The following is a 12,829-nucleotide window of genomic DNA, read 5'->3' as shown; positions in this document are numbered from 1 at the left end:
GGAAGATGCAAATCTTCCCCTTGATAAGCTTACTGATGGTAGCCAGAGAGGAAGCGGCTAAAGCGATTGATGGACATCTCCAGATCGTCCAGGCGCGGCAGGGTCACAATGCGCACGTGATCCGGCCACGGCCAGTTAAACGCCGTCCCCTGTACCAGCAGCACCTTCTCCTGCAGCAGGAAATCCAGCACCATTTTCTGGTCGTCATGGATATTAAAGCGCTTGATATCAATTTTTGGGAACATATAGAGCGCGCCTTTTGGCTTGGTGCAGGTCACGCCAGGGATCTCGTTGATTAGCTCCCAGGCGCGGTTACGCTGCTCATAGAGCCGCCCGCCAGGCACGATAAACTCGCTAATGCTCTGGTAGCCGCCAAGCGCGGTCTGAATGGCATGCTGGGCCGGAACGTTGGCGCACAGACGCATTGAAGCCAGCATCTCCAGCCCTTCGATATAGCCTTTAGCATGTTTTTTCGGCCCGTTAAGCACCATCCAGCCCTGACGGAAACCGGCCACGCGATAGGTTTTAGAGAGGCCGTTAAAGGTAATTGTCAGCAGGTCAGGTGCCAGCGCGGCGATGGAGTGGTGTTCCGCCTCGTCGTAGAGGATCTTATCGTAGATCTCATCGGCAAAGATAATCAGGTTATGCTGGCGAGCAATTTCTACGATCTCCAGCAGCAGCTCTTTAGAGTAGACCGCGCCGGTGGGGTTGTTAGGGTTAATAATGACAATCCCCCGGGTGCGCGGGGTGATTTTCGCACGGATGTCATCGAGATCCGGGAACCAGTCAGACGATTCATCGCAGAGATAGTGCACCGCTTTGCCACCCGAGAGCGATACCGCCGCCGTCCACAGTGGGTAGTCCGGAGCCGGGACCAGCATCTCATCGCCGCTGTTTAGCAGCGCCTGCATCGACTGCACGATCAGCTCGGAGACGCCGTTACCGATATAGATATCTTCTACAGTAACGTCGCGCATGCCGCGGGCCTGATAGTGCTGCATGATCGCTTTGCGGGCGCTGTAGAGTCCTTTCGAGTCGCTGTAGCCCTGCGCCGTGGGGAGATGACGGATTACGTCCACCAGAATCTCGTCGGGGGCGTCGAAACCAAAGGGAGCTGGGTTACCGATATTAAGCTTCAGTACCTTGTTACCCTCTTCTTCAAGACGTTTCGCCTCTTTCAGAACCGGGCCACGGATGTCATAACAGACGTTATCTAATTTGCTGGATTTTTCGATGGGGGACATGAATCGTTGACCTTTTAGCTGTTGGTGCGACTCCCTGCCGTGGAAGTCAGCACGGAACAATGTACTCCCCCGCATGACAGTTTAGAAGGGCACATAGAAGAAGATTTTGCTTCTGTCCATGCTGGGATAGCGGTTTTTTACGCTGCGGTTAAGAGTATGAGGCTGATAATAATTTCACCAAAAATATTAATTTTGGATTAATGTGTCGCCAGATCGCAAAATTGCCGCGGTTATCTCTGTATTGCACAGGGAAAGCAGGGCGCTTTTAGATAATGTTCAGGATTGTGTACGGAGATATGGGCAAGGTAAAAGGGAGGGGTGTAAAGGTATTGTTAAGGCCTATTTAGGCCAGGATCTATTATCAATTAATAATTATTTAATACGATAGCTTGCGATTACCGACAATTGTTAATATTAATAGGACCAGGCTCTCCGGTATAACATCAGGAGGCTTAAGGTCATTCGCATAGGTACTTATAACCGATGCAGGTATGAGGTAAGATGAGCAGCAGAGACTACGGCTAAAAGCGATAATGCCATCCACGTAATTCTCTAACTGAATATACAATTAATTGATATTAAGAATTTTTTCCCGCCAATCTTCCTGAGATGGTTTGGTAAATGATTTTCGATTGCGTTCAGAAATGCAGTAATAGCATGTGACCTCGTAAAATAATTTATAGCGTAATGCTGTATGTATATATAGAGGATCGCGAACGTAAGCGAATTATTAGTCACGATCGGTTTTGTAGCGATCGTGCAGGCCGCCTCTCAACGGGGATTGCTTAAATCTTTGAACACAGCAAAAGCCGGGGCGCTCGTGAGGAGTACCCTGTAAGTGAAAACATATGATTAATGCAAATCGTCCGATACTCAATCTCGATCTCGATCTGCTGAGAACGTTCGTTGCCGTCGCCGATCTCAACACCTTTGCGGCTGCCGCTGTGGCGGTATGCCGAACGCAATCTGCGGTAAGCCAACAGATGCAGCGTCTGGAGCAGCTGGTTGGCAAAGAGCTTTTCGTCCGCCACGGTCGTAATAAACTGTTAACTGAACACGGTATTCAGCTGCTGGGCTATGCGCGAAAAATCCTGCGCTTTAATGATGAAGCCTGTAGCTCATTAATGTTCAACAATCTCCAGGGGGTATTGACCGTCGGGGCTTCCGACGACTCTGCGGATACTATCCTGCCGTTTCTGTTAAATCGTATCAGTTCGATCTATCCCAAGCTGGCGCTGGACATACGCGTTAAGCGTAATTTTTCTATGGTCGAGATGCTGGCGGCTCAGGAGGTCGATCTCATGGTCACCACGCATCGGCCCCATCAGTTCGAGTATCTCACGCTGCGTACTTCGCCAACCCACTGGTACTGTGCGGCAGAGTATGTCCTGCAGAGAGGGGAAACGCTGCCGCTGGTGTTCCTCGACGATCCTAACCCGTTCCGCGACGGCGTGCTTAACACGCTTGATGCCGCCGGGATCCCCTGGCGTATGGCCTACGTGGCCTCGACGCTTTCGGCGGTGAAGTCAGCAGTGAAAGCCGGGCTGGGGATTACCGCCCGGCCGGTAGAGATGATGAGCGCGGATTTACGCGTGCTGGGCCCGAGCGATGGGCTGCCGGTGCTGGCGGAGACCGAGTATCTACTGTGCCATAATCCGCAAAGCCAGAACGAGCTAGCCCAGATCGTTTTTCAGGCTATGGCAGATTACCAGACGCCCTGGCACTACGGTGCCACTACGCCGCCGGGCGGCGACGGCCTGATCGTAGAAGGGGACTTTGAGTAACCCAGAGGACGTTACGTAACAACGTCAGCTGGCGCAGGTCACATCCCCTCAGAGTGAGCGGGCCGCTGGTAGTAGAAAATTTGCCAGCGGCGCGCTTCGAACGCTTTTTCAGCACAAATTATCAAAAATCATTATTTATCGCTTTTGACATCAATACCTTAAGGGATCCTGCCCACGGTTAACCCTGGTTTGTATGCTACTATGCATAGCGAAACTTCATGTTAAAAAACAAGTCTGATTGTTGCCGTTTTTTTGTGTGAATTAACAAAAGCGTGTCTCAGATCAAGAAAATACTCCCATAGAGGGGGAGGAATCCTGCCGAAATCCTGTCAAAATAAGAGGGTACTTTTTGTATCAGCGCACAACGGACACGATTCAACACCGCTAAACACCCTATAAAAAATGGGTGTTGGTGGAAAAAAAGGCATTTTATGTTAATGAATTGCTACCGCTGTAAACTAATGTGAAGGAACTTTTGTTCAAAGTTGACAAAAGGTTATAGAAAGGAGTAAAAAACCCCATCATTTAGCTGTCTAAGCCGTTTCTAACAGTGAGTGTAAGGTTTTTTTTGTTCCTCCCTTAAACTGTGTGGCGTCCATCTGCCGAGAAGAGCAGAGGTAACGGTGCCACTTTTTGAGTTAAGCAATGCGTATGTCAACATCCACTGAAGTTATTGCTCATCACTGGGCATTCGCGATCTTTCTTATTGTTGCCATTGGCTTATGCTGCCTGATGCTGGTCGGCGGCTGGTTACTGGGCGGGCGCGCCCGCGCGCGGCACAAGAACACGCCTTTTGAATCGGGTATCGATTCCGTTGGCACCGCTCGTCTGCGCCTCTCTGCCAAGTTTTATCTGGTCGCCATGTTCTTCGTCATCTTCGACGTCGAAGCGCTTTACCTGTTTGCATGGTCAACCTCTATACGCGAAAGCGGCTGGGTTGGCTTTGTTGAGGCTGCAATTTTTATTTTAGTGCTGCTGGCTGGTCTGGTTTATCTGGTGCGTATCGGCGCGCTGGACTGGACGCCCGCGCGTTCACGCCGCGAGCGCTTCAACCCTGAGTCAGGCAATATCACTAACCGTCAACGCTAACAGCGAGGCAATAAGATGGATTACACGCTCACCCGCATCGATCCCAACGGTGAGAACGACCGTTACCCCCTGCAAAAACAGGAGATCGTAACCGACCCCCTCGAGCAAGAAGTTAACCGCAGCGTGTTCATGGGCAAGCTCGAAGACGTCATGCACGGCATGGTTAACTGGGGCCGTAAAAACTCTATTTGGCCATATAACTTCGGTCTCTCCTGCTGCTACGTTGAGATGGTGACCTCCTTTACCGCGGTTCACGACGTGGCACGTTTTGGTGCTGAAGTTCTGCGCGCCTCGCCGCGCCAGGCCGACCTGATGGTTATCGCCGGCACGCCGTTTACCAAAATGGCCCCGGTTATTCAGCGTCTGTACGATCAGATGCTGGAGCCAAAGTGGGTTATCTCTATGGGTGCCTGCGCCAACTCCGGCGGCATGTACGACATCTACTCCGTGGTGCAGGGCGTTGATAAATTCCTCCCGGTTGATGTGTACATCCCGGGCTGTCCGCCGCGTCCGGAAGCCTATATGCAGGCGCTGATGCTGCTTCAGGAGTCGATTGGCAAAGAGCGTCGTCCGCTCTCATGGGTTGTGGGCGACCAGGGCGTCTATCGCGCCAACATGCAGTCAGAGCGCGAGCGCAAACGCGGCGAACGCATTGCTGTTACCAACCTGCGTACGCCGGACGAGATTTAATTTGCGCCTGCGGGCCGTGGGAAACTCCTTCGCATAATAAACTTATAGCGCGAAGCCACGCCCGGCAGTCACCACGGACCCTTTGCAATGGTGAACATTATGACCGACTTAACCGCGCAAGACGCGTTCTGGCAAACCCGGGATCACCTGGATGACCCAGTTATTGGCGAACTGCGCAACCGTTTTGGGCCGGATGCCTTTACCGTTCAGGCGACCCGCACCGGCGTCCCTGTTGTTTGGGTAAAGCGTGAACAGTTACTGGAAGTGGGCGATTTCTTAAAGAAACTGCCGAAGCCTTACGTCATGCTGTACGATCTGCACGGCATGGACGAACGTCTCCGCACGCACCGCGACGGGCTCCCCGCCGCGGATTTTTCCGTTTTCTACCACCTGCTCTCCATTGAGCGTAACCGCGACATCATGCTCAAGGTAGCGCTGTCAGAAAACGATCTCAACGTGCCGACCTTTACCAAACTCTTCCCCAACGCCAACTGGTACGAGCGTGAAACCTGGGAGATGTTTGGCATCAATATCGAAGGCCATCCGCACCTGACGCGGATCATGATGCCGCCGACCTGGACCGGCCACCCGCTGCGTAAAGACTACCCGGCGCGCGCCACCGAGTTCGATCCGTTCGAGCTGACCAAAGCCAAGCAGGATCTGGAGATGGAGGCGCTGACCTTCAAGCCGGAAGACTGGGGCATGCAGCGCGGCACCGCCAACGAAGACTTTATGTTCCTCAACCTCGGGCCGAACCACCCGTCGGCGCACGGTGCGTTCCGTATTATCCTGCAGCTTGATGGCGAAGAGATCGTGGACTGCGTACCGGATATCGGCTACCACCACCGTGGCGCAGAGAAGATGGGTGAGCGTCAGTCCTGGCACAGCTACATTCCGTATACCGACCGTATCGAATACCTCGGCGGCTGCGTGAACGAGATGCCGTACGTGCTGGCGGTTGAGAAGCTGGCAGGCATCAAGGTGCCTGAGCGCGTAGACGTGATCCGCGTGATGCTCTCTGAGCTATTCCGTATCAACAGTCATCTGCTCTATATTTCGACCTTTATCCAGGACGTCGGGGCGATGACGCCGGTCTTCTTCGCCTTCACCGACCGCCAGAAAATCTACGATCTGGTTGAGGCGATCACCGGCTTCCGTATGCACCCGGCCTGGTTCCGCATCGGCGGCGTGGCGCACGATCTGCCGCGCGGCTGGGACCGCCTGCTGCGTGAGTTCCTCGAGTGGATGCCGAAGCGTCTGGACTCCTACGAGAAAGCCGCGCTGCGCAACACCATTCTGATTGGCCGTTCGAAGGGCGTTGCCGCCTACGGCGCGAAAGAGGCGCTGGAGTGGGGTACCACCGGGGCTGGCCTGCGCGCTACCGGTATCGACTTCGACGTGCGTAAGGCGCGTCCTTACTCTGGCTATGAAAACTTCGACTTTGAAGTTCCCGTCGGCGGCGGCATCAGCGATGCCTATACCCGCGTGATGCTGAAAGTGGAAGAGCTGCGCCAGAGCCTGCGCATTCTTGAGCAGTGCCTCAACAACATGCCGGAAGGCCCGTTCAAGGCGGATCACCCGCTGACGACGCCGCCGCCGAAAGAGCGCACGCTTCAGCATATCGAAACCCTGATTACCCACTTCCTGCAGGTTTCCTGGGGCCCGGTCATGCCGGCCAACGAATCCTTCCAGATGATTGAGGCAACCAAGGGTATCAACAGCTACTACCTGACCAGCGATGGCAGCACCATGAGCTACCGCACCCGCGTGCGTACGCCGAGCTTCCCGCACCTGCAGCAGATCCCTTCGGCGATCCGCGGCAGCCTGGTGTCCGACCTGATTGTCTATCTGGGTAGTATCGATTTTGTTATGTCAGACGTGGACCGCTAATTATGCACGAAAATCAACAACCACAGACCGAGGCTTTTGAGCTGAGTGCGGCAGAGCGTGATGCTATCGAGCACGAGAAGCACCACTACGAAGACCCGCGTGCGGCGTCCATCGAAGCGCTGAAAATCGTTCAGAAGCAGCGTGGCTGGGTGCCGGATGGGGCGATCTACGCCATCGCCGAGGTGCTGGATATTCCGGCCAGCGACGTAGAGGGTGTCGCCACCTTCTATAGCCAGATCTTCCGCCAGCCGGTGGGCCGTCACGTTATTCGCTACTGCGATAGCGTGGTGTGCCACATCACCGGTTACCAGGGCATCCAGGCTGCGATTGAGAAAAAGCTCGATATCAAGCCGGGACAGACCACCTTTGATGGCCGTTTCACCCTGCTGCCGACCTGCTGCCTGGGGAACTGCGACAAGGGGCCAACGATGATGATCGACGACGATACCCATAGCTATCTGACGCCGGAAGCCATCCCCGACCTGCTGGAGCAGTATAAATAATGAAAAACATTATCCTGACTCCTGAAACCCATCCGTTGACCTGGCGTCTGCGTGCTGACAAGCAGCCGGTCTGGCTGGATGAGTACCAGAGCAAAAACGGCTACGCCGGGGCGCGTAAGGCGCTCACCGGCATGGCGCCGGATGAGATTGTTAACGCGGTTAAAGATTCGGGCCTGAAAGGGCGCGGCGGCGCGGGCTTCTCCACCGGTTTGAAGTGGAGCCTGATGCCGAAAGACGAATCCATGAACATCCGTTACCTGCTGTGTAACGCCGATGAGATGGAGCCGGGCACCTATAAAGACCGCCTGCTGATGGAGCAGCTCCCGCACCTGCTGGTGGAAGGGATGCTGATCTCCGCGTTCGCGCTGAAAGCGTACCGGGGCTACATCTTCCTGCGCGGCGAGTACATTGAGGCCGCCGAGCGCCTGCGCCGCGCCATCGCCGAAGCGACCGAGGCGGGGCTGCTGGGCAAAAACATCCTCGGCACCGGCTTCGACTTCGAGCTGTTTGTCCACACCGGGGCAGGGCGCTACATCTGCGGTGAAGAGACGGCGCTGATCAACTCCCTGGAAGGCCGCCGCGCCAATCCGCGCTCTAAGCCACCGTTCCCGGCAAGCTCCGGGGTGTGGGGCAAGCCGACCTGCGTAAACAACGTTGAAACCCTGTGTAACGTCCCGGCGATCCTCGCTAACGGCGTCGAGTGGTATCAGGGGATCTCGAAAAGCGAAGACAACGGTACCAAGCTGATGGGCTTCTCCGGCCGGGTGAAAAATCCCGGCGTCTGGGAGCTGCCGTTTGGCACCACCGCGCGTGAAATTCTTGAAGACTACGCGGGCGGCATGCGTGATGGCCTGAAGTTCAAAGCCTGGCAGCCGGGCGGCGCGGGAACCGACTTCCTCACCGACGCACACCTCGACCTGCCGATGGAGTTTGCCAGCATTGGTAAAGCCGGCAGCCGTCTGGGTACCGCGCTGGCGATGGCGGTGGACCACGAAATCAATATGGTGTCGCTGGTGCGTAACCTGGAAGAGTTTTTTGCCCGCGAATCCTGCGGCTGGTGTACGCCTTGCCGCGACGGCCTGCCGTGGAGCGTGAAGATCCTGCGCGCCCTTGAGCGCGGCGAAGGTCAGCCTGGCGATATCGAGACGCTTGAGCAGCTCTGTCGATTCCTGGGTCCGGGTAAAACCTTCTGTGCCCATGCGCCAGGCGCGGTAGAGCCTCTGCAGAGTGCAATAAAATATTTCCGCGATGAATTCGAAGCCGGCATTAAACAGCAGTTTAGCAATACCCATCTGATCAACGGTATTCAGCCTAACCTGCTTAAGACGCGCTGGTAATCTAAAGGTTTATTTATTTTGGAAGCATGCTAATGGCTACGATTCATGTAGACGGCAAAGATTACGAGGTCAACGGGGCGGACAACCTGCTACAGGCATGTCTCTCGTTAGGTCTTGATATTCCGTATTTTTGCTGGCATCCGGCGCTGGGCAGCGTTGGCGCTTGCCGCCAGTGTGCGGTGAAGCAGTACCAGAACGCGGAAGATACGCGCGGTCGCCTGGTGATGTCCTGTATGACACCGGCGACGGACAACACCTTTATCTCTATCGATGACGAAGAGGCAAAACAGTTCCGTGAGAGCGTTGTGGAGTGGCTGATGACCAACCACCCGCACGACTGCCCGGTCTGTGAAGAGGGGGGCAACTGCCACCTGCAGGATATGACGGTGATGACCGGTCATAGCTTCCGCCGCTATCGCTTTACAAAACGTACCCACCGCAACCAGGATCTGGGGCCGTTCATCTCCCATGAGATGAACCGCTGCATCGCCTGCTACCGCTGCGTGCGCTACTACAAAGACTACGCCGACGGCACCGATCTCGGCGTCTACGGTGCCCATGACAACGTCTACTTCGGTCGTCCGGAAGATGGCGTGCTGGAGAGCGAGTTCTCCGGCAACCTGGTAGAGATCTGCCCGACCGGCGTCTTTACCGACAAAACCCACTCCGAACGCTACAACCGTAAGTGGGATATGCAGTTCGCCCCAAGCATCTGCCAGCAGTGCTCTCTGGGCTGTAACACCAGCCCTGGTGAACGCTACGGCGAGCTGCGTCGTATTGAAAACCGCTATAACGGCACCGTTAACCACTACTTCCTTTGCGACCGCGGCCGTTTCGGCTACGGCTACGTGAACCTGAAGGATCGTCCGCGCCAGCCGGTTCAGCGCCGCGGCGACGATCTGATCGCCCTCAACGCCGAGCAGGCGATGCAGGGTGCGGCGGATATTCTGCGCCAGTCGAAGAAAGTGATCGGTATCGGCTCCCCGCGCGCCAGCGTCGAGAGCAACTTTGCCCTGCGTGAGCTGGTGGGAGCAGAGAACTTCTATACCGGCATCGCCAAAGGTGAGCAGGAGCGTCTTGAGCTGGCTCTGAAGGTGCTGCGCGAAGGGGGCATCCATACCCCGGCGCTGCGCGAAATCGAAAGCTACGACGCGGTGCTGATCCTCGGTGAAGACCTTACCCAGACCGGCGCCCGTGCCGCGCTGGCAGTGCGTCAGGCGGTGAAAGGCAAAGCGCGTGAGATGGCTGCGGCCCAAAAAGTGGCCGACTGGCAGATTGCCGCAATCCTTAACATCGGCCAGCGTGCTAAACATCCGCTGTTCGTGACCAACGTTGACAGCACCCGTCTGGACGATATCGCAGCGTGGACCTACCGTGCCCCGGTCGAAGACCAGGCGCGCTTAGGCTTTGCCATCGCCCACGCGCTGGACGGCTCCGCGCCTGCGGTCGAGGGTATCGATCGCGATCTGCAGAACAAAATTGATGTGATTGTCCAGGCGCTGGCCGGGGCGAAAAAACCACTGATTATCTCCGGTACCAACGCCGGCAGCGCCGAGGTGATCCAGGCGGCAGCGAACGTGGCCAAAGCCCTGAAGGGACGCGGCGCGGACGTGGGCGTGACTATGATTGCCCGGGCGGTGAACAGCGTTGGCCTCGGTATGATCGGCGGCGGCTCCCTTGATGACGCCCTGAGCGAGCTGGAGAGCGGCGCGGCGGATGCCGTAGTGGTGCTGGAGAACGATCTCCATCGTCACGCCTCTGCGACCCGCGTTGACGCTGCGCTCTCTAAAGCGCCGCTGGTGATGGTCATTGACCACCAGCGCACGGCGATTATGGAGAAAGCACACCTGGTGCTGTCGGCGGCAAGCTTCGCCGAAAGCGACGGGACGGTGATCAACAACGAAGGCCGTGCTCAGCGCTTCTTCCAGGTTTACGATCCGGCCTACTATGACAGCCGCGCCGTGATGCTGGAGAGCTGGCGCTGGCTGCACTCCCTGCACAGCACCGTGCTGAACCGCGAGGTCGACTGGACCCAGCTCGATCACGTGATCGACGCCGCCATTGCTCAGCTGCCGCAGCTGGCCGGTATCAAAGATGCCGCGCCGGACGCCAGCTTCCGTATTCGCGGTCAGAAACTGGCCCGTGAACCGCACCGCTACAGCGGCCGGACGGCAATGCGCGCCAATATCAACGTGCACGAGCCGCGCCAGCCGCAGGATAAAGACACCATGTTTGCCTTCTCAATGGAAGGGAACAACCAGCCGTCCGCCCCGCGCTCGCAAATTCCGTTTGCCTGGGCGCCGGGCTGGAACTCACCGCAGGCGTGGAACAAGTTCCAGGCCGAAGTGGGTGGCAAACTGCGTCATGGCGATCCGGGCGTGCGCCTGATCGAAGCCTCTGCCAACGGTCTGGAGTACTTTGACCGCGTACCGGCGGGCTTCCAGGCGGAAGAGGGGAAATGGCGTGTGGCGCCGTACTACCACCTCTTCGGCAGCGATGAGATGTCCCAGCGCTCTCCGGTGTTCCAGACCCGGATGCCGCAGCCGTACATCAAGCTTAACCCGGCGGATGCCGCGAAGCTTGGCGTTAACGCGGGTGCGCAGGTTGCATTCAGCTATGAGGGCCAGACGGTAACCCTGCCGCTGGTGATTGCAGACGGTTTGACAGCAGGGCAGGTGGGCTTGCCGATGGGTATGCCGGGCATTGCACCGGTGCTGGCGGGCGCGCGTCTTGAGAACTTGCAGGAGGCACAGCAATGAGTTGGTTAACACCGGAGCTGATTGATATCCTGATCGGCATTCTTAAGGCGTTGGCGATCCTGCTGGTGGTGGTCATCTGCGGCGCGTTTATGAGCTTTGCCGAGCGTCGTCTGCTCGGCCTGTTCCAGAACCGTTATGGACCGAACCGCGTAGGCTGGGGTGGCTCACTCCAGCTGGTGGCGGACATGATCAAGATGTTCTTTAAAGAGGACTGGATCCCGCGCTTCTCGGACCGCATGATCTACACCCTCGCACCGATGATCGCCTTTACCTCGCTGCTGTTGGCCTTTGCGATTGTGCCGGTCAGCCCGACGTGGGTGGTGGCGGATCTCAACATCGGCATCCTGTTCTTCCTGATGATGGCGGGGCTGACGGTTTACGCGGTGCTGTTTGCCGGCTGGTCGAGTAACAACAAATACTCGCTGCTGGGGGCGATGCGTGCCTCTGCCCAGACGCTGAGCTACGAGGTCTTCCTCGGGCTGTCGCTGATGGGCGTTGTGGCGCAGGCCGGTTCATTCAACATGACCGACATCGTCAACAACCAGGCGCACCTGTGGAACATCATTCCTCAGTTCTTTGGTTTCATCACCTTTGCGATTGCGGGCGTTGCGGTGTGTCACCGTCATCCGTTTGACCAGCCGGAGGCCGAGCAGGAGCTGGCGGATGGTTACCACATTGAATACTCCGGCATGAAGTTCGGCCTGTTCTTTGTGGGCGAGTACGTCGCTATCGTTACCGTGTCCGCACTGATCGTTACCCTGTTCTTCGGTGGCTGGCACGGTCCGTTCTTACCTCCGTTCGTCTGGTTTGCCCTGAAAACAGCATTCTTCATGATGATGTTCATTTTGATTCGCGCAGCATTACCGCGTCCGCGTTATGACCAGGTGATGTCCTTCGGCTGGAAAGTGTGCCTGCCGCTTACGCTAATCAACCTGCTGGTAACGGCGGCTGTCATTCTGTGGCAGGCGCAATAAGGGATGAAAAGACCATGACCTTAAAAGAGATAATCGTAGGCTTCGGCACCCAGGTACGCAGTATCTGGATGATCGGCCTGCACGCGTTTGCCAAACGCGAAACCCGTATGTATCCGGAAGAGCCGGTCTACCTGCCGCCGCGCTACCGTGGCCGCATTGTATTAACCCGCGATCCGGACGGCGCAGAGCGCTGCGTTGCCTGTAACCTGTGTGCGGTAGCCTGTCCCGTAGGCTGTATTTCGCTGCAAAAAGCGGAAACCGTCGACGGCCGCTGGTATCCAGAGTTTTTCCGTATCAACTTCTCACGCTGCATCTTCTGCGGCATGTGTGAAGAGGCCTGTCCGACTACCGCCATCCAGCTTACGCCAGACTTCGAGCTGGGCGAGTTCAAGCGTCAGGACCTGGTTTACGAAAAAGAGGATCTGCTGATCTCCGGTCCGGGTAAATATCCGGAATATAACTTCTACCGGATGGCAGGTATGGCAATCGACGGCAAAGATAAGGGCGAGGCGGAGAACGAAGCCAAACCTATCGACGTCAAGGGCCTGTTACCGTAAGG

At 56.6% G+C, this 12,829-nt stretch carries 10 protein-coding genes; 9 read left to right on the top strand and 1 reads right to left on the bottom strand.

The window, feature by feature from the left end; translation table 11 throughout:
* Positions 1-29: 29 nt before the first annotated feature.
* Positions 30-1,244 (bottom strand): alanine transaminase AlaA, encoded by a 1,215-nt coding sequence (gene alaA, locus RTX96_RS02165; RefSeq protein ID WP_103819002.1) that lies wholly within the window; start codon positions 1,242-1,244, stop codon positions 30-32.
* An 848-nt stretch (positions 1,245-2,092) separates the two neighbouring features.
* Here alaA and lrhA point away from each other — a divergent pair.
* The 9 genes from lrhA to nuoI all read left to right on the top strand — a co-directional run bounded on the left by lrhA (position 2,093) and on the right by nuoI (position 12,827).
* Positions 2,093-3,028 (top strand): transcriptional regulator LrhA, encoded by a 936-nt coding sequence (lrhA, locus tag RTX96_RS02160; RefSeq protein ID WP_312669985.1) that lies wholly within the window; start codon positions 2,093-2,095, stop codon positions 3,026-3,028.
* A 645-nt stretch (positions 3,029-3,673) separates the two neighbouring features.
* The gene (gene nuoA / locus RTX96_RS02155) at positions 3,674-4,117 is read left to right on the top strand and encodes an NADH-quinone oxidoreductase subunit NuoA (RefSeq protein ID WP_042389569.1); all 444 of its coding nucleotides are present in this window, start codon (positions 3,674-3,676) and stop codon (positions 4,115-4,117) included.
* Between the two features lie 15 nt (positions 4,118-4,132).
* Positions 4,133-4,807, top strand: coding sequence for an NADH-quinone oxidoreductase subunit NuoB (nuoB, locus tag RTX96_RS02150; RefSeq protein WP_042389571.1), 675 nt, complete (start codon positions 4,133-4,135; stop codon positions 4,805-4,807).
* Positions 4,808-4,894: 87 nt separating this feature from the next.
* Positions 4,895-6,697, top strand: a complete 1,803-nt coding sequence (gene nuoC / locus RTX96_RS02145; protein ID WP_103819004.1) for an NADH-quinone oxidoreductase subunit C/D — start codon at positions 4,895-4,897, stop codon at positions 6,695-6,697.
* Between the two features lie 2 nt (positions 6,698-6,699).
* Positions 6,700-7,200 (top strand): NADH-quinone oxidoreductase subunit NuoE, encoded by a 501-nt coding sequence (nuoE, locus tag RTX96_RS02140; RefSeq protein ID WP_042389573.1) that lies wholly within the window; start codon positions 6,700-6,702, stop codon positions 7,198-7,200.
* Positions 7,200-8,537: an NADH-quinone oxidoreductase subunit NuoF gene (gene nuoF, locus RTX96_RS02135; RefSeq protein WP_312268277.1), complete on the top strand. Its 1,338-nt coding sequence runs from the start codon at positions 7,200-7,202 to the stop codon at positions 8,535-8,537. The genes nuoE and nuoF overlap by 1 nt, the downstream gene beginning before the upstream one ends.
* A 32-nt stretch (positions 8,538-8,569) precedes the next feature.
* Positions 8,570-11,296: an NADH-quinone oxidoreductase subunit NuoG gene (nuoG, locus tag RTX96_RS02130; RefSeq protein ID WP_141092915.1), complete on the top strand. Its 2,727-nt coding sequence runs from the start codon at positions 8,570-8,572 to the stop codon at positions 11,294-11,296.
* Positions 11,293-12,270, top strand: a complete 978-nt coding sequence (gene nuoH / locus RTX96_RS02125) for an NADH-quinone oxidoreductase subunit NuoH (protein WP_042389577.1) — start codon at positions 11,293-11,295, stop codon at positions 12,268-12,270. The genes nuoG and nuoH overlap by 4 nt, the downstream gene beginning before the upstream one ends.
* 14 nt (positions 12,271-12,284) lie before the next feature.
* The gene (gene nuoI, locus RTX96_RS02120; protein WP_103819007.1) at positions 12,285-12,827 is read left to right on the top strand and encodes an NADH-quinone oxidoreductase subunit NuoI; all 543 of its coding nucleotides are present in this window, start codon (positions 12,285-12,287) and stop codon (positions 12,825-12,827) included.
* Positions 12,828-12,829 lie beyond the last annotated feature (2 nt).

This window comes from Pseudescherichia sp., assembly GCF_032052675.1.
Lineage (GTDB): Bacteria > Pseudomonadota > Gammaproteobacteria > Enterobacterales > Enterobacteriaceae > Pseudescherichia.
Note: the sequence above shows the minus strand (reverse complement) of the source record. Positions and strands in the feature narration are given on the sequence as shown.

Coding starts and splice junctions, on each gene's coding strand:
- alaA (WP_103819002.1), bottom strand. CDS start 1,244: ATGTCCCCCATCGAAAAATCCAGCAAATTAGATAACGTCTGTTATGAC.
- lrhA (WP_312669985.1), top strand. CDS start 2,093: ATGATTAATGCAAATCGTCCGATACTCAATCTCGATCTCGATCTGCTG.
- nuoA (WP_042389569.1), top strand. CDS start 3,674: ATGCGTATGTCAACATCCACTGAAGTTATTGCTCATCACTGGGCATTC.
- nuoB (WP_042389571.1), top strand. CDS start 4,133: ATGGATTACACGCTCACCCGCATCGATCCCAACGGTGAGAACGACCGT.
- nuoC (WP_103819004.1), top strand. CDS start 4,895: ATGGTGAACATTATGACCGACTTAACCGCGCAAGACGCGTTCTGGCAA.
- nuoE (WP_042389573.1), top strand. CDS start 6,700: ATGCACGAAAATCAACAACCACAGACCGAGGCTTTTGAGCTGAGTGCG.
- nuoF (WP_312268277.1), top strand. CDS start 7,200: ATGAAAAACATTATCCTGACTCCTGAAACCCATCCGTTGACCTGGCGT.
- nuoG (WP_141092915.1), top strand. CDS start 8,570: ATGGCTACGATTCATGTAGACGGCAAAGATTACGAGGTCAACGGGGCG.
- nuoH (WP_042389577.1), top strand. CDS start 11,293: ATGAGTTGGTTAACACCGGAGCTGATTGATATCCTGATCGGCATTCTT.
- nuoI (WP_103819007.1), top strand. CDS start 12,285: ATGACCTTAAAAGAGATAATCGTAGGCTTCGGCACCCAGGTACGCAGT.